The organism is Streptomyces sp. NPDC044106, from assembly GCF_056433985.1.
The window spans coordinates 125,545-145,505 of record NZ_JBWKFZ010000001.1 but is presented as its reverse complement, the minus strand read 5'-3'; the positions used below and the strand labels follow the sequence as shown (position 1 = coordinate 145,505).

At 72.0% G+C, this 19,961-nt stretch carries 18 protein-coding genes; 9 read left to right on the top strand and 9 right to left on the bottom strand.

The features are described 5' to 3' along the window. Positions 1-2: 2 nt before the first annotated feature. Positions 3-743, bottom strand: coding sequence for a response regulator transcription factor (locus tag AC07DI_RS00670; protein WP_384249103.1), 741 nt, complete (start codon positions 741-743; stop codon positions 3-5). Positions 744-808: 65 nt separating this feature from the next. Continuing rightward, the gene (locus AC07DI_RS00665; protein ID WP_384249101.1) at positions 809-1,486 is read right to left on the bottom strand and encodes a spermidine synthase family protein; all 678 of its coding nucleotides are present in this window, start codon (positions 1,484-1,486) and stop codon (positions 809-811) included. A 164-nt stretch (positions 1,487-1,650) separates the two neighbouring features. Here AC07DI_RS00665 and AC07DI_RS00660 point away from each other — a divergent pair, with 164 nt between their 5' ends. Next, positions 1,651-2,592: a rhomboid-like protein gene (locus tag AC07DI_RS00660; protein ID WP_478901296.1), complete on the top strand. Its 942-nt coding sequence runs from the start codon at positions 1,651-1,653 to the stop codon at positions 2,590-2,592. A 67-nt stretch (positions 2,593-2,659) separates the two neighbouring features. Here AC07DI_RS00660 and AC07DI_RS00655 read toward each other — a convergent pair whose 3' ends face one another. Continuing rightward, positions 2,660-3,694 (bottom strand): methyltransferase, encoded by a 1,035-nt coding sequence (locus AC07DI_RS00655; RefSeq protein ID WP_478901294.1) that lies wholly within the window; start codon positions 3,692-3,694, stop codon positions 2,660-2,662. Positions 3,695-3,942: 248 nt separating this feature from the next. Between AC07DI_RS00655 and lon the strand changes: the two genes are divergently transcribed. Further along, positions 3,943-6,363, top strand: a complete 2,421-nt coding sequence (gene lon, locus AC07DI_RS00650) for an endopeptidase La (protein WP_384249093.1) — start codon at positions 3,943-3,945, stop codon at positions 6,361-6,363. A 53-nt stretch (positions 6,364-6,416) separates the two neighbouring features. On the opposite strand, the gene AC07DI_RS00645 is transcribed toward lon, so the two are convergent. Further along, positions 6,417-7,253 carry a lysozyme gene (locus AC07DI_RS00645; RefSeq protein ID WP_384249091.1) on the bottom strand — a complete coding sequence of 279 codons (837 nt, stop codon included), beginning with the start codon at positions 7,251-7,253 and terminating at the stop codon, positions 6,417-6,419. Between the two features lie 268 nt (positions 7,254-7,521). Here AC07DI_RS00645 and AC07DI_RS00640 point away from each other — a divergent pair, with 268 nt between their 5' ends. Continuing rightward, complete coding sequence (locus tag AC07DI_RS00640) at positions 7,522-8,010, top strand: MarR family winged helix-turn-helix transcriptional regulator (RefSeq protein WP_384249089.1); 489 nt, start codon at positions 7,522-7,524, stop codon at positions 8,008-8,010. A 48-nt stretch (positions 8,011-8,058) separates the two neighbouring features. Here the strand turns inward: AC07DI_RS00640 and AC07DI_RS00635 are convergent, their stop codons facing one another. After that, a complete protein-coding gene (locus tag AC07DI_RS00635) occupies positions 8,059-8,904 on the bottom strand; it encodes a protein phosphatase 2C domain-containing protein (RefSeq protein ID WP_478901292.1) in 846 nt (281 codons plus the stop codon). Between the two features lie 356 nt (positions 8,905-9,260). Here AC07DI_RS00635 and AC07DI_RS00630 point away from each other — a divergent pair, with 356 nt between their 5' ends. The 5 genes from AC07DI_RS00630 to AC07DI_RS00610 are packed head-to-tail and all read left to right on the top strand — an operon-like array spanning position 9,261 to position 15,025. Continuing rightward, positions 9,261-12,143: a sensor histidine kinase gene (locus AC07DI_RS00630; protein WP_478901291.1), complete on the top strand. Its 2,883-nt coding sequence runs from the start codon at positions 9,261-9,263 to the stop codon at positions 12,141-12,143. A gap of 8 nt (positions 12,144-12,151) precedes the next feature. Continuing rightward, entirely contained in the window at positions 12,152-12,736 is a 585-nt protein-coding gene (locus AC07DI_RS00625; protein WP_478901289.1) for a roadblock/LC7 domain-containing protein, read from the top strand. Further along, positions 12,733-13,164: a DUF742 domain-containing protein gene (locus AC07DI_RS00620; RefSeq protein WP_384249082.1), complete on the top strand. Its 432-nt coding sequence runs from the start codon at positions 12,733-12,735 to the stop codon at positions 13,162-13,164. Before AC07DI_RS00625 ends, AC07DI_RS00620 begins: the two co-directional genes overlap by 4 nt. Continuing rightward, positions 13,145-13,762, top strand: coding sequence for a GTP-binding protein (locus tag AC07DI_RS00615; protein ID WP_478901288.1), 618 nt, complete (start codon positions 13,145-13,147; stop codon positions 13,760-13,762). The genes AC07DI_RS00620 and AC07DI_RS00615 overlap by 20 nt, the downstream gene beginning before the upstream one ends. A 24-nt stretch (positions 13,763-13,786) precedes the next feature. Next, a complete protein-coding gene (locus AC07DI_RS00610; protein ID WP_384249076.1) occupies positions 13,787-15,025 on the top strand; it encodes a styrene monooxygenase/indole monooxygenase family protein in 1,239 nt (412 codons plus the stop codon). Here the strand turns inward: AC07DI_RS00610 and AC07DI_RS00605 are convergent. The 4 genes from AC07DI_RS00605 to AC07DI_RS00590 form a co-directional block, all read right to left on the bottom strand. Next, positions 14,995-16,146 (bottom strand): C40 family peptidase, encoded by a 1,152-nt coding sequence (locus AC07DI_RS00605; RefSeq protein ID WP_478901285.1) that lies wholly within the window; start codon positions 16,144-16,146, stop codon positions 14,995-14,997. The genes AC07DI_RS00610 and AC07DI_RS00605 overlap by 31 nt on opposite strands. A gap of 475 nt (positions 16,147-16,621) precedes the next feature. Then, positions 16,622-16,897 carry a hypothetical protein gene (locus tag AC07DI_RS00600; RefSeq protein ID WP_478901284.1) on the bottom strand — a complete coding sequence of 92 codons (276 nt, stop codon included), beginning with the start codon at positions 16,895-16,897 and terminating at the stop codon, positions 16,622-16,624. Between the two features lie 41 nt (positions 16,898-16,938). Continuing rightward, on the bottom strand, positions 16,939-17,667 hold the full coding sequence (locus tag AC07DI_RS00595) for a TetR/AcrR family transcriptional regulator (RefSeq protein ID WP_384249069.1): 729 nt from the start codon (positions 17,665-17,667) through the stop codon (positions 16,939-16,941). Between the two features lie 110 nt (positions 17,668-17,777). Next, entirely contained in the window at positions 17,778-18,716 is a 939-nt protein-coding gene (locus tag AC07DI_RS00590; protein ID WP_478901282.1) for an AurF N-oxygenase family protein, read from the bottom strand. A 127-nt stretch (positions 18,717-18,843) separates the two neighbouring features. Here AC07DI_RS00590 and AC07DI_RS00585 point away from each other — a divergent pair, with 127 nt between their 5' ends. Next, the gene (locus tag AC07DI_RS00585) at positions 18,844-19,950 is read left to right on the top strand and encodes a ferritin-like domain-containing protein (protein WP_384249063.1); all 1,107 of its coding nucleotides are present in this window, start codon (positions 18,844-18,846) and stop codon (positions 19,948-19,950) included. Positions 19,951-19,961: the final 11 nt, after the last annotated feature.

Here is a 19,961-nt window from a genome sequence, read left to right as displayed (position 1 = left end):
CCTCACGGGGTGGGGGTCTCCAGCGCGTACCCGACGCCGTGCACGGTACGGATCCGCTCCGCCCCGATCTTCCGGCGCAGCGCCTTGATGTGGCTGTCGACGGTACGGGTGCCCGACGCGTCGGCCCAGTCCCACACCTCCGCGAGCAGCTGCTCGCGGGAGAGGACGGCGCGCGGGGTGTTGGCCAGGCAGACGAGGAGGTCGAACTCGGTGGGCGTCAGGTGGACGTCCTCGCTGCGCACCCGCACACGCCGCTGGGCGTGGTCGATCTCCAGTTCGCCCAGGCGCAGGATGCCGCTGCGGGGCGTGGTCGCGGCGAGCGCGGCCCGCTCGACCCGGCGCAGCAGGACGTGCACCCGGGCCGCGAGCTCCCGCATGGAGAACGGCTTGGTCATGTAGTCGTCCGCGCCGACCCCGAGCCCGACCAGCATGTCCGTCTCGTCGTCACGCGCGGTGAGCATGAGCACCGGGACGGGCCGCTGGGCCTGCACGCGCCGGCACACCTCCAGGCCGTCGAAGCCCGGCAGCATGATGTCGAGGATCAGCAGGTCGGGCTGCCATGCCTGGGCGGTGTCGACCGCCGAAGGGCCGTCGACCGCCGTTTGCACAACAAAACCCTCGGCACGTAGCCGTGCGGCGATGGCGTCGACGATCGTCGGGTCGTCCTCGACCACCAGCACCCGGCGCTGGGAGCCGGGTGTCGCCGCCGCGGCGCCGTTGTGGGAGGTGTGTGTCTGCTCCATCGCCCGCCCCTGACACTGATCGCTTGTGTTCGGTCAGCAGAGTACGGGTCGCGAAGGCACCTCGGCTACGCAGCCCTGACGCCGAGATGGACCACGTCCGGGACGCCTCGGGCAACGGGGATCTCTTCCGTCCGTACCCTCTGGAATCCGGCATTCCGTAGAGCGTCGTCGAAAGCGGACGAGGGTTGGGCGGACCACACGGCGAGCACTCCGCCGGGGTTGAGACGTGCTTTGCACGCCGTCAGACCGGCTGGCGAGTAAAGGGAGTTGTTGCCCTCCGTCACCGTCCAGTCGGGGCCGTTGTCGATGTCCAGGCAGAGCGCGTCATACGTCTCCGTGGCCTCCGAGAGGTAGGTGACGAGGTCGGTGTGAAGAATCTGCGAACGACGGTCGGCGAGCGCTGCCGCGGAGAGCCCGGCGAGCGGTCCGCCGCGGTGCCAGTCGATGATCGCCCGCTCGCGCTCGACGACGGCGATGCGTCCCCAGCGGGGGTCAGCGGCGGCGTGCGCGAGGGAGAACCCGACGCCGAGCCCGCCGATCAGGACGCTGGGTCCGGGGCGGTCGTCGAGGGCGTCGCGGGCCGCGTCGACGAGCAGCCGCTCGGAGCGGCCGTCGGAGGTGTCCATCAGGAAGCAGCCGTTGGCGATGATCTGCAGCAGCTCACCGTGGCGCCGCAGGACGACCTCGCCGAACGGACCCTCGCGCCGGTCGAGGACGACGGGGGCGGTGGTGTGGGTGTGCATGGCGCCAGCGTATTTCCACGGCGGGCCCGGTTTCCGGTGGGTTCCGTGCAACGCAGGACGCGCCGCGCGGGTTGCCTGTGAGACGTACCTCACGTAGTACCTGTCATAGACAACGCCGGAAAAGAGGGCAAAGGGTGGGGTGGGACGGAAGGAGCGCCTCACCCGTGAACCAGAGAGTGCAGCCCGCCGGGGCCGCGCCCGACGCGAGAACGCCGGGCCCGGCGACGCCCGGCGCGGAGCCGTCCGGCACCCCTGCCACCGAGACCACCGAGGTGCCCCGCACCCTCGACGGGATACCGCAGCAGTCCACCCGCCGATGCGAGCCCCCGTCGGCCGGGACCGCCACCCGTACCGGCCCCGTCTCCGGCCCCCTCGCCGCGCCGGGCCCCGCTCGCATCCGCGCCCTGCCCAAGGTGTGGCGGCTGCTGCCCACCCCCACCGGTACGCCCTTCACCTTCGGGTACGCCCTCGTGCTCGCCGTCACCTCGGTGGTGATGCAGCACGCCGACCCCGACCTCGTCTACTCGCTGCTCCAGGGTTCGAGCACCGATGTCGCGCACCTCGCGCACAGCCCCGCCCTCGTCCTGGTCGCCAGCGCGCTGTGGATCGCGGGCGGCGTCACCTCCCCGTACGCGATCGGGTTCCTGCTCGTCCTCACCGCGCTGGAGCGCCGCATCGGCGGCATCCGCGCCGCCGGGGTCTTCCTCCTCGGCCATGTCGTCGCCACGCTCGTGACCGAGGTTCCGGTCGCCTTCTCGGTCCTCGCGGGGCAGCTGCCGGGCAGCTCGCTGCACCGCCTCGACTACGGCATCAGCTTCGGCGTGGCCGCCAGCGTCGGCGCGCTCGCGGGGCTTCTCTCGCCGTGGCCGCGCTGGGCCGTCCTCGCCGGTTTCGGGTGGATGCTGGTCGAGGACCTGATCGAGTTCGCCGACCCCATGACGAACTGGGGCCATCTGCTCGCGCTCCTGATCGGCGTCTCCACCTGGCCGCTGCTCAGGCGAGGGCGGCAGCCGGCCGGGCCGGTGCGTGGCGCGGCGGCCACGGGCCCGGACCGCCGCCCACAACGCCCGCAACGCGCGGAAGCCGGACCGCACAGGGCACGGTGAAGCCGGAGCCCGGCCACACGGCGCCGAGCCGCACCGCGCCGACCGAGTTACACCGCACCGCGCCGAGCTACGCCGCCTCCGCCTCCACGATCGACGCGAACATCTCGGTCGGCAGGATCCGCGTCAGCCGCAGCCCCGCCACCGTGAGCAGCGCCGAGAACTCGTCCTCCGTGCGCTCCTGGCCGTCCACGATCGCCGCCATCGCCACGTCCAGGGTCTTGCCGAGGTGGGGCGCGTTGCCGGCAGGCAGGACGCAGTCGACGATCAGGAGACGGGCATCCGGCGCCATCGCCGCACGGCAGTTGCGCAGGATCCGCAGACAGGCGTCGTCGGGCCAGTCGTGCAGGACGTGCTTGAGGACGTAGATGTCGCCGCCCTCGGGGACCTGCGTGAAGAAGTCCCCCGACTCGGCACGCCACCTGCCCCGGACCGTGTCGTCCCCGGCCAGCATGTGCGTGGTCACCGCGGCCGGCTGGTCGAACAGGACGCCCGTCAGACCGGGGCGCCCGCGCAGGACCGTGCGGAGCAGCCCGCCGCGTCCGCCGCCGACGTCCACCACGATGCCCTTGTCAGGGAAGGGGTACGTCCCGGCGACCACCGCGTCGAACGGGCCCGACAGCGACGCCATGCCGCTGTCGAAGAGGTCCCGCAGCGCCGGGTCGTCGGCCAGGTGGTCGAAGAACGGCTTCCCGAAGAGGCGCTCGAAGGACGGTCCTGCCTGACGCACCGTCTCCTCCAGTCCCGCCGAGGTCTGCTGGAACGCCGGATCGGTCAGCATCAGGACCGCCGCGTGCAGGGAATTCGGCACGTCCGTGCGCAGGGCGTCGGCGAGCGGGGTGAGGTGGAACGCGCCCGTCCCGTCCTCGCGGAAGATGTCGCGCGTGGCGAGGTAGCGCAGGACCCGGCGCAGATGTCCGGCGTGCGTGTCGGTGAGTTCGGCCAGCTGCCCCGCGGTGCGCGGGCCCGCCGCGAGCCGGTCGGCGATCCGGCAGCGCGCCGCCGTGCGCAGCGCCGCCGAGAAGAGGTGCCCCAGCGCGTAATCGGCGAGCTGACCGGCCGTGTCCTGCGGGCCGTGGTCGCCGGTCCCGGGTGTGTCCACCATGGATGCCCTCCGTGAGAGTCGGAGTGTCCACGGTCCCAACGGAACGGCCGCAGGGGAACGCCACCCGGCGGCCATCCCCGGGCCGCGTGACCGGAAATGGGTCCCACCGCTCCTCGCCGTCCCCGCCGCGCATTCCGTGTCAGTGGCCGATTCCGGGTGATCGCTCACAGCGAACAAGTCGGGGGAACATCCAGACGCTCATAACCATTGAGTCGGTATAGCTCAACTTGAATGCCGAAGGGGAGATCATGGCTACTGAGTCCACCACGTCCACGTCGCTCACTCTGCCCGTGCTGCCGCTCGACGACGAGGTCGTCCTGCCCGGCATGGTCGTGCCCTTCGATCTGTCCGACGCGGACGTGCGGGCCGCGGTGGAGGCCGCGCAGGCCGCCGCGCGCTCCGAGGGCGACAGCAAGCCGAAGGTGCTCCTTGTTCCGCGCATCGACGGGACGTACGCCGCGACCGGCGTCCTCGGCACCGTCGAGCAGGTCGGGCGGCTCTCCGACGGCGACCCCGGCGCCCTCATCCGCGGCCGCGACCGCGTGCGGATCGGCGCGGGGACGACCGGCCCCGGCGCGGCCCTCTGGGTCGAGGGGCTGAAGATCGACGACGTTGTGCCCGAGCCCCTGCCCGGGGCCGTCACCGAGCTCGTCAAGGAGTACAAGGCGCTCGCCACCAGCTGGCTGAAGAAGCGCGGCGCCTGGCAGGTCGTCGACCGCGTCACGCAGATCGACGACGTCTCCGCGCTCGCCGACAACTCCGGCTACTCACCGTTCCTGACCACCCAGCAGAAGATCGAGCTCCTGGAGACCGACGACGCGGTGGCCCGCCTCAGGCTCGCCACCGAGCAGCTGCGCGAGCACCTCGCCGAGCAGGACGTCGCCGAGTCCATCGCCAAGGACGTCCAGGAGGGCGTGGACAAGCAGCAGCGCGAGTTCCTGCTGCGGCGCCAGCTCGACGCCGTCCGCAAGGAGCTGCGCGAGCTGAACGGCGACAGCAAGGACTCGGCCGAGGAGTCCGACGACTACCGCGCCCGCGTAGAGGCCGCCGACCTCCCCGAGAAGGTGCGCGAGGCCGCCCTCAAGGAAGTCGACAAGCTGGAGCGTGCCAGCGACCAGTCGCCCGAGGGCTCCTGGATCCGCACCTGGCTGGACACCGTCCTCGAACTGCCCTGGAACGAACGCACCGAGGACCAGTACGACATCAAGGGCGCCCAGCGGATCCTCGACGCCGAGCACTCCGGGCTGCAGGACGTCAAGGAGCGCATCACCGAGTACCTCGCGGTGCGCAAGCGCCGCTCCGAGCGCGGCCTCGGCGTCGTCGGGGGCCGTCGTGGCGGCGCGGTCCTCGCCCTGGTCGGCCCGCCCGGCGTCGGCAAGACCTCGCTGGGCGAGTCCGTCGCGCACGCCATGGGCCGCAAGTTCGTGCGGGTCGCGCTCGGCGGCGTACGCGACGAGGCGGAGATCCGCGGCCACCGGCGTACGTACGTGGGGGCCCTGCCCGGCCGGATCGTGCGGGCCGTCAAGGAGGCCGGGTCCATGAACCCGGTCGTGCTCCTCGACGAGATCGACAAGGTGGGCTCGGACTTCCGGGGCGACCCGGCCGCCGCCCTCCTCGAAGTCCTCGACCCGGCGCAGAACCACACCTTCCGCGACCACTACCTGGAGGTCGAACTCGACCTCAGCGACGTCGTCTTCCTCGCGACGGCGAACGTCCTCGAAGCCATCCCCGAGCCCCTGCTCGACCGCATGGAGCTGGTCAGGCTGGACGGTTACACCGAGGACGAGAAGGTCGTCATCGCCCGCGACCACCTGCTCCCGCGCCAGCTGGAGCGGGCGGGCCTGGAGAAGGACGAGGTGACGCTGGACGAGAGCGCGCTGCGCAAGCTCGCAGGCGAGTACACGCGCGAAGCGGGCGTACGCAACCTGGAGCGCTCCGTGGCCCGGCTGCTCCGCAAGGTCGCCGCGCAGCACGAACTGGGCGAGAAGGAGCTGCCGTTCACCGTCACGGACGCCGATCTGCGGGAGCTGATCGGACGACCGCGGCACGTGCCCGAGTCGGCGCAGGACCCGGCCGAGCGGCGCACGGCGGTGCCGGGCGTGGCCACCGGGCTCGCGGTCACCGGCGCGGGCGGCGACGTGCTCTTCGTGGAGGCCTCGCTCGCCGACCCGGAGACCGGGGCCTCGGGGCTCACGCTCACCGGCCAGCTCGGTGACGTCATGAAGGAGTCGGCGCAGATCGCGCTGAGCTTCCTGCGCTCCCACGGCGCCGAACTGGAACTGCCCGTCGCCGACCTGAAGGAGCGGGGCGTGCACGTCCACTTCCCGGCCGGCGCGGTGCCCAAGGACGGGCCGAGCGCGGGCGTCACGCTGACGACCGCCCTCGCCTCACTGCTCAGCGGGCGGCTCGTCCGGACGGACGTGGCGATGACCGGCGAGGTCTCGCTGACCGGCCGGGTCCTGCCGATCGGCGGCGTCAAGCAGAAGCTGCTGGCCGCGCACCGCGCCGGGATCACCACGGTGATCATCCCCAAGCGGAACGAGGCGGACCTCGACGACGTCCCGGCCGAGGTCCTCCAGAAGCTCGACGTGCACGCGGTCACGGACGTCCGCCAGGTGCTCGAACTGGCGCTCACCGAGGCCGAGGTGCGGGTCCCGGCCGCGGCGTAGCGGACAGCGGAATGGCGGCCACCCCGGCACCGGGGCGGTCGCCGTCCGCGCACTCAGCCGTTGGCGAGCGCCTGCACCCGGTCGTAGGCGCCGTTGAACTTGTCGTGGTCGCCGACCGTCGGCCCGGACGAGGTGTACTGCCACATGGTCTGGAAGCCCCAGCCGGCCGGGAGCTCACCGGGCCCGGTGTCGTAGCGGGCGATCCACAGCGGGTTGCTGGCCCCGAAGCCGCTGTAGTTGCCCGTGCACTGCTTCCACCAGCTGGTGGCGGTGTAGATGACGGCGTCGCGCCCGGTGCGCGCCTTGTACGTGGTCAGGAAGTCGCGGATCCAGCTGACCATCCCCGACTGGGACAGGCCGAAGCAGGCCGTCCCGTACGGGTTCCACTCGATGTCCAGTGCGCCCGGCAGCGTCCTGCCGTCCCGCGACCAGCCGCCGCCGTTGCTCGCGAAGTAGTTGGCCTGGGTGGCGCCGCTCGAGGTGTCGGGCGTCGCGAAGTGGTACGAACCGCGGATCATGCCCACGTTGTACGAACCGGTGTACTGCTGGGAGAAGTAGGGGTTCTTGTAGGACGTGCTCTCGGTGGCCTTGACGTAGGCCCACTTCACTCCGCTGTTCCACAGCGTCGACCAGGCGACGTTGCCCTGGTGGCTGCTGACGTCGACGCCCTCGGTCTGCACGGCGTCACCGCCGCTGGGCAGACCGCCCTGGCCGTCGTGTTCGATGACGCCCTGGCCGAGGCGGGCGGTGCCGCGCCGGGGGATGTCGTCGTCCGCCGTGGCCGCCGTGGGGAGCGTCAGGAGGAGGGAGAGAGCGGAGAGGGCTGCGAGGAGAACCCCCGCCGGCGACAAGCGCGAGCGGCGGGCCGTTCCGGGTCTGTGCACGGGCATGGGCGTGCCTCCGAAGGCCTCAGTGGTGCTCGGTGGGGACCTGTCGACATGCTCCTGCTTGGTTCTGGTGTGAACATGTCACTTGAAAGCTACGCACGTAGACCGCCGCCGGGGAAGGGGGACACACTTCTGCCGTTGGTCCACTCCTGTGGCGGCGGCACCGGCAAGGACCGGTCGCGGCCTTGCGAAATACTGGTCAGGCCGCTGTCGCCACGGCCGCGGCGCGAGGGTCTTCCGGCGACAACTTTCAGAATCGGGAAAGCGGGACATGGGTGCTGCAGAAGAGGGCGTGGAGCGCGGCGCGCAGAGCGACGCGGAGCAGGGGGAGGACCGTGAGTTCCTCTCCCTGGAACGGGAGTTGTCCCTGCTGATGCGCCGCGCGCGGGCGTCGTCGGGCGAGATGGCGCGGCAGGTCCACCCCGAACTGGAGCCCGCGGCGTACGGGCTGCTCGTCTGCCTGGACGACTCGGGACCGCGGCGGGCCACGGAACTCGCGGCGTACATCGGCGTCGGCAAGGCCACGATAAGCCGCCAGCTGCGGGCGCTGGAGGAGCTCGGCCTGGTCGCCCGCGAGCCCGACCCGGCCGACGGCCGCGCCTGGCTCATCCGGCTCACCCCGGACGGCCGCACCCGCTTCCGCACGGTGCGCGCCGCGCGCCGCGCCCAGTACGTGCGCAGGCTCGCGAGCTGGGACCGCTCGGAGGTCGCCGAACTGGCCCGCCTGCTCGGCCGCCTGAACGAGAGCGCGGACGCCTGAGGGGTGCGCGTGCCGGTCGGCCGCGGCTGTCTCGCGGGGCGCCCGGCCTCACAACTCCACGTACACGGCCGCCGCGTCGTCATGCCGCTTCCCGCGCGGGAACGCGAGGCGGTCCGGGTCCGCCAGCTCCAACTCCCTGACCCGGTCGAGCAGGTGCTGCGGCCCCTGCTTGCGCAGCAGCGCCAGGCAGTCGGCCCAGTCGCCCTCGCCGAACGTCTCGACCCAGCGTCCGGCCCCGTCGGTGAGAGCCGCCACCGCCGTCACGTCCTCCCGCGCCAGCTCGCCCGTGACGGCGCGCAGCGCGGCCGATGGATCGGCGGCGGCCGTGAAGAAGCCGTCCTCCGCGTTGCGCAGCGCCTCGACCGCCGCCCCGTAGGCGCGGGCGGCCACATCCCGCTCGGCCGAGCCGCGCGGCAGGGCGCGCACCTGGTCGCGCAGGGCTCCCACGGCGGGCGGCAGTTCGGCCAGGCGGCGGTCGAGGATCGCGGTCACCTCGCCACCACGGCCCGCGACGAGGAGCGCCGAGTCGGAAAGGACCAGATGCTCGACCCGCTCCTCGTCCCACCGCACGAGCACCACCGTTGCCTGAGGCGTACGAGGGTGAGAAAGGTCACAGGTCGAACTGTGGGCGCCGGCCGTACGCGAAATGGCGGCCGCCAGAACCTCAGTGAGCGTCATATCTCGCTGTGAAACGGACAGTTCGCCCAGCGCGCCGCCGAGCCGCGCGGTGAACCAGTGGACGGAATGCGGACAGCCCACCGTCCCCTCGGGTGGCGTCACGCCGTCCAGCAGGACGAGCGATCCGCCCTGTCCGGACGCGGGAAGCGCGACCGAGGCGTAGTCCTCGTTGGGGCGAGCGGGGTCGCCGGGCTCGGTGGCGAGTTCGATACGCATCCGGCCAGTCTGCACGAGGCCCGCGCGGAGGCCAGGGGGAGCGGCGAAGGAGGCAAGGCGCGTGCCGCAGCGGCGGGCGGCGCGCCGGAATTTGTCCGGAATGATCACCTCCGGCGGGGTGTGGCGGCGCATCCTGCCAAAGCCTTCCTGAGACGTCCAACCGGCGCTCCGCACGGGCCGCGCACCCGCCCCACCGGGACTTGCTCGCCAACTCCCCGCCGATGTTCACTCCTTCGGGTGGCCAGGCAGGCGATGCACGACCGCCACTCACCGGCACTGGAAGGGTCAGAAGCCGTACCGGGGGAGCGCTCGTGTTGACAGGCCGTCACCCGGGCCCAGAGCAGACGAAAACAAGAATGCGAGCACCGGTGCAGAAGATGCGGCCTCGGCGCAAAGGCAAGCAGACGGCCCCCGAAGGGGCCACGCCGGGCGCGACCACTCCGACCGGGCGTGCGCAGGAGCGCACGTCAGCGGGTTCCGGACCGGACGCCGGAGCGGGCGCGGACGCGGCGGCGGCCTCCGCCGTGACTGACAGCTCCGCGGCGCCCGCGCCCTCCCCGGCGCCGGCCGCCACGCCGTTCCCCGAGCCGGCGCCCCCGGTCGACAAGGCACCCACCGCGCGCGTACGCAATCGGCTGATCGTCGCCGTGGCCGTGGTGGCCGCCGCCGTCGCGGGCGCGGGCGCACCCGCCGTCGTCGCCGCGTCCGACCGGCTGAACGACACCCAGAGCCTGGTGACGCTCGCAGAACAGACCCAGCAGGCGGTCTCGCTCGGCCACTCGCTCGCCGACGAGCGGGACGAGGTCACCACGTTCATCGCCTCCGGGCGCCCGCAGGGCAAGGGCCTCTCCCAGAGCCGCAGCGCCCGCGTGGACCGGCAGATCGACGAGCTCCGCGACGCCGACGCGCCCGCCGAGCTGCGCGACGACCTCGCCGACATCGCCGCCGTCCGCAGAGAGGCGCTCACCGGCCGGAGCACCGCTCTCGAAGCCCATGAGGCGTACAGCAAGGTCATCGCCGAGCTGCACGGGATGACCCGCCGGCTGGCCGAGCAGCTGCCGTCCGAGGCGAACGGCGGCGCGCTCGCCCTCGCCGACCTCGACCACGCCGTCGAGCAGGCCGCCGCCGCCCGCGGCCTGCTCCTCGCCGCCCTCGCCCTGCCCGCCCCGGACCCCGGCACCACCACCATCGACCCGGTCACCGGCCTGCCGGCCACCGGCGCCGAGGAGTCGTCGGCCGAGGCCAAGCGCCGCGACGAGCTCAGCGCCGCCGCCCAGCAGGCCCGCGTCCGCGAGCTCGCCTCGCTCGCCGACTTCCTGGACGCCGCGAGCGCCCCCGCCCGCGCCACGTACGAGTCGACCGTCACCGGTTCCGAGGTCACCTCCGCGGAGAAGTACCTGGAGCGCCTCACCGACCGGCCCACGTTCTCCGACGCCGAGCGGCGCTACGACAGGAAGAAGGTCGACGCCGCGCTCTCCGCCCGCATCGAGACGATGCGCGGCGCCGAGTCCGCGCTCAACGTCGAGCGCACCAAGCAGCTGGCCCAGCTGCGCGACGACGACGTCACGGCCCTGGAGATCCGGATCGCGCTCGTCGGTGTCTGCCTCCTCGTCGCGGTCGGCGTCGCCATGGGAGCGGCCCGCTCGCTGACCCGGCCGCTCGCGGTCCTGCGCCGGGGATCGGCCCGCCTCGCCACCGAGCCCGCGCCCCAGGAGCCGATCCGCTTCACCGGCCGCGACGACGAGTTCGCCCAGGTCGTCCGCTCGGTCAACGCGCTGCACGGCCACGCCGCCGCCCTCGCCGAGCGCCTCGCCACCCTCGAATCGGACCGCAAGCACCTCATCGGGCAGCGGCAGTCCATGGCCGACGAGCGCGCGGCGCTGCGCGAGGAGCTCGCCGAGGCCTCCGCGCACCTGGAGCGGGTGCGCAAGTCCATCCACGGCACCTTCGTCAACCTCGCCCTGCGCACCCTCGGCCTGGTGGAGCGCCAGCTCGCCGTCATCGAGAACCTGGAGGACCGCGAGCAGGACCCCGACCGGCTCGCCACCCTCTTCAAACTCGACCACCTGGCCACGGTCATGCGCAGGCACAGCGAGAACCTCCTGGTCCTCGCCGGTGCCGAACACGGCCATCAGCACCCGGGCGCGGTCCCGCTCGTCGACGTGGTGCGCGCGGCCGTCTCCGAGATCGAGCGGTACGAACGCGTCCGCATCGCCACGCTGCCGCCGCACGCGCACGTGGCGGGCTTCGTCGCGGACGACATCAGCCACCTCACCGCGGAACTCCTGGAGAACGCGACCTCGTTCTCGCCGCCGGACGCCGCCGTCGAGGTCTCCGGCTGGCTCCTGGAGAACGGCGAGGTCATGCTCTCCGTCCAGGACGAGGGCATCGGTGTCTCCCAGGACCGGATGCGGGAGCTCAACGCCCGCCTCACGGACTTCGACCCCGACGACGTGTACGACCAGGAGACCGGGGACGGGCTCGGGCTCGGCCTCTACGTCGTGGCGCGGCTCGCGGCGCGGCACGGGGCGCGGGTGCGGCTGCGGGAGCAGAAGCAGGGCGGGGTCGCGGCGGTCGTGGTCCTGCCGACGGCGATCCTCGCGGAGGCCCCGTCCCCGGCACAAGCGCCTGCCGCCGTGGGTGTGCCGCCCCGCGCCGGGGAGGCCGGGCTCGTCCACCTGCCCGGCTCGGAGGCCGAGGCCAACTCCAACGTGATCCCGGGGCGGCTGACGGGTGGGGCCGCGTCCGCCCTCGGCGAGGGGGAGGATCCGCTGATCGCCGCGGCGGAGCGGACGCTGGAGACGGCGCTGCCGGGCTCCGGGCCCGCGCCTTCGGCGGAGACGACCATGGAGCTCATGGCGCCGCCGTCGCCCGAACCGGCCCAGCGGGAAGCGGAGCCCGAGCCCGCGCCCGCGCAGGAGCCCGCTGAGGAGCAGAAGCCCGCTGAGGAGCCCAAGCCCGCGCCCAAGTGGGAGCGGGTCACCGACAAGGGGCTGCCGAAGCGGACGCCCAGGATCACCGCGCCCGCGGCCGCGCCGCCGAAGCCGCGCGGCGGCTCCGTCGACGCCGACGCGCTCCGCCGGCGCCTCGGCGGATTCCACCAGGGCGCGCAGAGCGGCCGACGGGACGTGGAGGCCGAGCTCGCGGCAGAAAGCTCCGCAGAACCGTCGGAACGTAACGAAAAGAACGCACAAGCCGCAGACGTAATGGGGGACTCAGTCGAGGAGGCAAGCAGTTGACTGCGCCCATGCGCACGCCCAGTTCTTCCGCCGCACCCGCCGAAGCCGCAGCACCCACAGGATCTGCCACACCCACAGGATCTGCCGCACCCGAAGAATCCGCCGCACCCGCGGGCTCCGCACCCGGCACGTACGGGCTCAGCAGTGAAGCCCGCAACCTGCACTGGCTCCTGACGAACCTCGTGGAGGAGGTCCCCGGACTCCTCTCCGTCGCGGTGGTCTCCTCCGACGGGCTCCTGCTGCTCTCCTCCGACCCCGGCAGGAACGCGGAGCGCCCCGCGGCGAACCCCACGGGACCCAAGGGATCGAGCGCCGACCTCGCCACCATCGTGTCGGGTCTCGGCTCCCTCACCATCGGGGCCGCCAAGCTGATGGACGGCGGAGCGGTCAAGCAGACCATGGTCGCGATGGAGGAGGGCAGCCTCTTCGTGATGTCGATCAGCGACGGCTCGCTGCTCGGCGTGCACGCCACCCCGGACTGCGACATGAGCGTCGTCGCGTACCACATGGCGCTCTTCGTCGGCCGCGCCGGGCACGTCCTCACCCCCGAACTCCGCAGCGAGCTGCGCCAGTCGATGGAGAGCGCCCGATGAGCAGCAGGAGCAGCAACAGCAGCAGTGGCAGCCGCAAACCGCCGAAGCTGCCGCAGCGCGGCGGCGAACGAAAACCGGCCCGCGTCCGCCCCTACTCGCTGACCGGCGGGCGGACCCGGTTCGGGCACGTCCTGCTCGTCGAGACGTTCGTCGCCGCGCTCGAAGCGCCCGAGGAGCGCCTCGAACTGCCCAAGGGCACGCTGTCGAAGGTCATGCCGGAGATGCGGGCCATCGTGGAGATCTGCCGGCGCATGCGCACGGTGGCGGAGATCGCCGCGCTCCTGAAGATGCCGCTCGGCGTGGTCCGCGTACTGCTCAGCGACCTCGCCGACCAGGGAAAGATCCGGGTGTACGGAACGGGCCACGGCCCGGGACAGCCCGACCGCGCACTGCTGGAAAGGGTGCTGAGTGGACTCCGCCGTCTCTGAACTCCTCGAGAACGAGGGTCAGTTGCAGGCCTGGCAGACGGACAGGTCACGCGCTCCGATCGCCACGAAGATAGTGGTGGCGGGCGGTTTCGGCGTCGGCAAGACGACGCTGGTGACCGCCGTGTCCGAGATCACGCCCCTCCAGACGGAGGCGCTGATGACGCAGGCGAGCGCCGACACCGACGATCTGAGCGGGACCCCGGAGAAGACGACCACGACGGTCGCCATGGACTTCGGCCGCATCACGCTCGACGACGACCTGGTGCTCTACCTCTTCGGCACGCCCGGTCAGCAGCGCTTCTGGTTCATGTGGGACGACCTGGTGCGCGGCGCGATCGGCGCCGTCGTGCTCGCCGACACGCGCCGGCTGCCCGACTGCTTCCCGGCGCTCGACTACTTCGAGAGCTGCGGCCTGCCGTACGTCGTGGCCGTCAACCACTTCGACGGCAGCGAGGAGTTCGAGGCGGCCGACGTGCGCGAGGCGCTGACGGTGCCCCCGCACATCCCGGTGCTGATCATGGACGCGCGCCGGCGGATCTCGGTGATCGAGTCGCTGCTCGCCCTGGTCGGCCACGCGCTCGACGCGACCCCTGAGTAAGAGTTCGAGCTAGAGAAGGACCGCATGCGAAAGATACTTGTCGTCGGAGCAGGTCAGGCCGGGCTCCAGATCGCCCTCGGGCTCCAGGCGCAGGGGTACGAGGTCACCCTGATGTCCAACCGCACGGCGGACGAGATCCGGTCGGGCCGGGTCATGTCCACGCAGTGCATGTTCCATACGGCGCTCCAGCACGAGCGCGACATCAAGGCGAACTTCTGGGAGTCGCAGGCCCCGAGGATCGAGGGCGTCGGCATCTCCGTCGCGGGCCCCGACTCCTCCCGCGTCATCGACTGGGTCGGCAAGCTGGACGGGTACGCCCAGTCCGTGGACCAGCGTGTGAAGATGGCGGGCTGGATGGAGACGTTCGCGCAGCGCGGTGGCCAGCTGGTCATCCATGGTGCGGCCGTCTCCGACCTCGACTACTTCTCGCGCACCTACGACCTGGTGCTCGTCGCGGCGGGCAAGGGCGAGCTCGTCTCGATGTTCGAGCGCGACGCGTCCCGCTCGCCGTTCGACACCCCGCAGCGTGCGCTCGCGGTGGCGTACGTGCACGGCCTCGGCCCGCGCCCGGAGCACCCGGAGTTCGACGCGGTGCGCTGCAACATGGTGCCCGGTGTGGGCGAGCTCTTCGTCATGCCGACGCTCACCACGTCCGGCCGCGCGGACATCCTCTTCTGGGAGGGCATCCCCGGCGGCCCGCTCGACGTCTTCCAGGGCGTCAAGGACCCCAGCGAGCACCTGGCGCTGACCCTTGAACTCCTGGAGAAGTTCCTGCCCTGGGAGTACGCGCGCGCCACCAAGGTCGAGCTGACCGACGCGGGCGGCACGCTGGCCGGGCGGTACGCCCCCACCGTGCGCAAGCCGATCGGGCGGCTGCCCAGCGGGGGACTCGTCCTCGGGGTCGCCGACGTCGTCGTCGCCAACGACCCGATCACCGGCCAGGGCTCCAACTCGGCTTCCAAGTGCGCCGCCTCGTACCTCTCCTCCATCGTCGAGCACGGCGACAAGCCCTTCGACGCCGAGTGGATGCAGTCGGCCTTCGACCGCTACTGGGAGACGGCGCAGCACGTCACCAAGTGGACCAACGCGATGCTGGGCGCCCCGCCGGAGCACGTCCTGAACCTCCTCGGCGCGGCCGGTCAGCTCCAGCCGGTCGCCGACCGGTTCGTCAACGGCTTCAACGACCCGGCCGATCTGGAGAACTTCTTCTTCGACCCGGACAAGGCGGCCGCCTACCTGGCGTCCGTCGCGCCCGGCGCCTGACCACCGTCGTACCCGAGGTCGCTGCCCGAGGTGGCGCCCTCGGGCAACTTCGGCGGGGTGTACCCCCGGAAGGCCCGGCCCTTGGGGTCGGGCCGTACGGCGCCGAGCACGGGGTTCGCCGCGATCGGTGAGACCTTGACGCGGGCGCCGGGGCGTGGTGCCTGGACGACCTTGCCCTCGCCCAGGTACATCGCCACATGGGTGGCCTTGGGGAAGTAGACGACCAGGTCACCGGGGCGCAGCTTCCCCAGCGGGATACGGCGCAGCTCCGCCCACTGCTCCTGGCTGGTGCGCGGGATCCGCCGGCCCGCGCGCGCCCAGGCCCGCTGGGTCAGGCCCGAGCAGTCGAACGCCTTCGGGCCCTCGGCGCCCCACTTGTAGGGCCGTCCGATCTGCCGCACCGCGTAGTCCAGGGCCGTGTCGCCCCGTCGCGAGGGGGCCCGGGTGGCGGGGCTGCCGCTGAGCGCGCCGGACCCCATGAACCGGCGTTGCGCCCTGGCCGTGCCCGCGTCCTCCGCCTGCCGCAGCGCGACCAGCTGCTCGGGGGTGAGTGCGGAGAGCAGCTCCTGGACCTCCCTGAGCTGCTTCTCGACCGCGTCCCGCTGCGTCTTCTGCCGTGCGGCCAGGGCGAGTTGGGCGTCCAGAGCCTTCTTCGCCGCGCTCGCGAGGCGGTCCGCCTTCCGCTCGCCGCCGACGAGGCGGTCCACCGTGGCGGCGCGGTCCTTTGCCGCCTGCTGGATCACGTGCCCCTGGTCGAGGGCGCGCTGGGGGTCGCGGGCGAGCAGCAGGCGCAGGTAGGGGGAGAGGTCGGTGGTGCCCTGGTACTGCTGGCGGGCGAAGCGGCCGGCGGCGCCGCGGCTGTCGCGGACCGAGGCGCGGGCCTTCGCCAGCCTCTTCTCCAGGCCGGCCGTCGTGGCCCGCTGCTTCTTGAGCTTCTCCTCGGTCGCGTTGTACGTCTCCGTGGCCTCCTCGGCCGCTCGGTACAGGCGCTGAAGGTCCGTCAGGAGGGTGGATACGGGGCGGCCCTCGGGGCGGGGCTCCGCGTGTGCGGTGGGGGTGGTCGTCAGCAGCGTGCCGATCACGGCACCCGTGCAGACCCAGTGCAGCAGCCGTCCTGACATGGCGTCACCTCCGGTGCGGGAATTGCGGGGACGGGCTTTCCGTCGCGCATCGCGAGCGTGGGGGGTGGGCGGGGGGTTCGCCTCTCGGCGGGGGGCGGGTGGCGCAATCCGGTCACCCGTCCGGGATGGGGCGGCGTGGGGAGTTGCGGGGGGTGTGCGGGTGCGGGTACTTGTGCGGGTGCGTCGTGGCTGGTCGCGCAGTTCCCCGCGCCCCTGGCTGCGACGGGGCTCTGTGGCCTTGAGTCGCGCCGCCTCCTGTGGCTGGTCGCGCAGTTCCCCGTGCCCCTGGCTGCGACGGGGTTCTGTGGCCTTGAGTCGCGCCGCCTCCTGTGGCTGGTCGCGCAGTTCCCCGCGCCCCTGGCTGCGACGGGGCTCTGTGGCCTTGAGTCGTGCAGCCTCGCGTGGCTGGGTGCGCGGTTCCCCGCGCCCCTGGCTGCGACGGGGCTCTGTCGTCCTGAGCCGTGCCGCCCGCCCCTTAAGGCGGCGTCGGCTTGGACCACGGCCATTTCAGGCCGCCTGCGGGCTTGTCGCCGGCCGGGTCGAACTCGTAGCGCCACTTCGGAGTCAGGGAGAGCTTTCGGGTCGGCTCCGTGGCCGTGCGGCGGTAGACCAGGACGGTCGGCGGGCCGCCCGCGTCGTCCGGGACCGGTACGCGGTACACCTTCGGGGGGTGCCCGGTCGGCCCGAGCAGGACCGGGAGCACCCGGCCGTCCAGGGGGCCACCCACGAAGGGGGTGTCTTCGCTCTTCACGCCCCCAGTGTCACATCACTCGCGGCGGCACGCCCCGGGCGTCAGAGCAGGTGCGCCGCGTCCGCCGCCACGGGCAGCACGTTCCGCGCGAGCTCGCCGACAGGGCCGTCCGGCGTCTCCAGGGTCAGCGCCCACCGCACGACGTCCGCGGTCTGCGGATCGCGTCCCGCCGTCGTCACGAGCACCGCCATGAACTGCTCCACGAGCATGTCCCGCAACTCGTCGAGCGGCGGCTGCTTCTCCTCGTCGAGCCAGATCAGCGAGGCCGCCTCGACCGCTGTGATCCACATCCGTACGGTCATCCGCAGGCGCGGCCCCGGCTTCGGCACGCCCAGGTGGCTGAGGATGTGCTCGGCCGCGGCCCTGCGCACGCCGTCCACTATGGCCGTCGTCCGCGACGTCTCCACCACGCTGCCGCCCTGCAGCAGCGCGCTGAACCCCGTGTCGTGCTGGTCGACGAAGGCCAGGTACCGGTCGAGCGCCCGGGCGAGGCGCCGGGTGAGCGGTCCGTCCTGCGGCTCGGCGAAGCACTGCTCCAGGTCGTTCGCCGCGGAGCGCAGCGCGGCCTCGTACAGCTGCTGCTTGCCGCCGGGGAAGTACCGGTACACGAGCGGCCGGGAGACCCCGGCCGCCTCCGCCACGTCGTCGAGGTTGACCTCCTCGGGCGCGCGGTGCGCGAAGAGGGTGAGCGCGGAGTCCAGGAGCTGCCGCCGCCGCGCCTCGACGCTCATGCGGCGGTACGCGGGCGTGGTGGCGGCAGGCGAGGTCATGCTCCGCAGCGTAACCCGGGGGATGCGCCCCGTCGGAGGCGCGGGACTGTGACATCCGCGGCTCCACCGGGCGGGCGCGACCAGCCGCAGCGCACCCGCGGCGGAAGAACCTAGGCCAGCAACCCCGAACTCCGCCAGAGCCGTCGGCCGACCCCCCGCATCACACCGATGTCGTCCAGGAAGTCCGTCAGCCGCTTCGCTCCCGTCTGCATGACCTCCCTGCGGTGTCCGCTGGCCTGCACCTGAGCGACGGCTTCCCCGCGGTCCAGGCCGACGTTCGTGTACACCTCGGGATTGACGAAGGCGATGGAGAAGACGCGGGCGGCCTCACCGCAGCTGACCCGCGTCAGCGCCCGCTCCCAGCGGGGCGCGGTCACCATCTGGCGCCGCAACTCCTCACGGGCGTAACGGACATGGCGGGCCTCCTCGACGACATGGATGCGGGTCACGCCGCGCACCAGCGTCTGGACGCGCTCGTCCGGGAAGGTGAGGCGCTGCATCCAGTCGAGGATCTCCTCGCCGAGCAGCGTGCAGGCGAACGAGCCGGGGGTGGTGGAGACCGTCTTGAGGACGCGGGCGAGGTTGTGGTTGAGGCGCGTGACCGGGTACGTCGGGGCGCCGCCCTTCTCGATCATCCGCGCGAACATCATCGAGTGCCGGCACTCGTCGGCTATCTCGGTGAGCGCGTACCGCACATGCGCGCTGGTCACCGACTTGTCGTAGATGTGCCGGACGAGCAGCTGCATCAGGATGATCTCGAACCAGATGCCGAGCGAGGCGAGCGAGGCGGCCTCGTGCCGGGCGAGGTCGAGCCGCTGCTCCTCGGACATCCGCTTCCACAGCGGGGTGTCGTAGAGGGAGACGAGCTCGGGCGGCCAGAACCACTTGCCCTTCTCGACGGGCGCGTCCCAGTCGAGTTCCCTGTCCGGGTCGAAGGAGTGCTTGGCGGACGACTCCAGGAGCCGCACGGCGACCTGCTCCCGGTCCTTGAGCAGTCCGAGCGCGTCCCGCAGGCCGTCCAGCGAAGCGTCTTCCGTCACGGTCGTCATGACTTGTTCCTGCCTTGTCGCGGGGTTACCGGCGGTCACGTCTTATGAGACTGCCTGTCAGCAAGGCCGTCAATCCCTTGCGCGCGACTTGTTGACCCTTTATCCAGCTCCGTGTGAGCCTGCCGTCATGGCGACGCACGAGCTCTACACGAGTCCACCCGATGGCCTCAACTGGCAAGTACCGTCCGCCAGTTCGGCCCGCTTCAGCTGGGAGTACGACGAAGGGCGCGAACGCCTCCTCGCTCTCTACCAGAAGGGCAAGGACAAGCAGTGGGACGGCGCCAAGCGCATCGACTGGGATCTGGAGGTCGACCCGCTCGACCCCCTCGGCACCCCCGACGAGTCCATGACGCTCTACGGCACGCCCCACTGGGCGAAGATGACCGACAACGACAAGGGCGAACTGCGCAAGCACTACGCCTCCTGGCAGTTCAGCCAGTTCCTGCACGGCGAGCAGGGCGCCATGGTCTGCGCGGCCCGGATCGTCGAGTCGGTCCCCGACCTGGACGCCAAGTTCTACTCCGCGACCCAGACCATGGACGAGGCCCGGCACGCGGAGGTCTACGGCCGCTTCCTGCACGACAAGATCGGGATGCTCTACCCGATCAACGACAGCCTCCAGGCGCTGCTCGGCGACACCCTGCGCGACGCGCGCTGGGACATGCCCTACCTCGGCATGCAGGTCCTCATCGAAGGCCTCGCGCTCGCCGCGTTCGGCATGATCCGCGACACCACGGACAAGCCGCTGCCCAAGCAGATCCTCGCCTACGTCATGCAGGACGAGGCCCGGCACGTGGCGTTCGGCAGGATGGCGCTGCGCGACTACTACGGCCAGCTCACCGACGCGGAACGGCGCGAACGCGAGGAATTCGTCATCGAGGGCTGCTACCTGATGCGCGACCGGCTGCGCGGCGAGGAGGTCCTGGAGAACTTCGGCATCCCCAAGGCGCAGGCCGAGCAGTACAGCGAGGAGTCCGAATTCCTGACGCTCTTCCGGCAGTTGCTGTTCTCGCGCATCGTGCCGTGCGTCAAGGACATCGGCCTGTGGGGCAAGCGCCTCCAGCAGGCCTACGTCGACATGGGCGTCTTCGAGATGGGCAACGCCAACCTCGACCAGCTCATGGCCCAGGACGAGGAGGTCGCCGAGAAGCTGGACGCGGAGCGCTTCGCCGCCGAGGAGCAGGAGCGCGTGGCGGAGGTGCGGGACGCGATCGCGTCCGGGGAGGCGGACTGAGACCCGAGGGC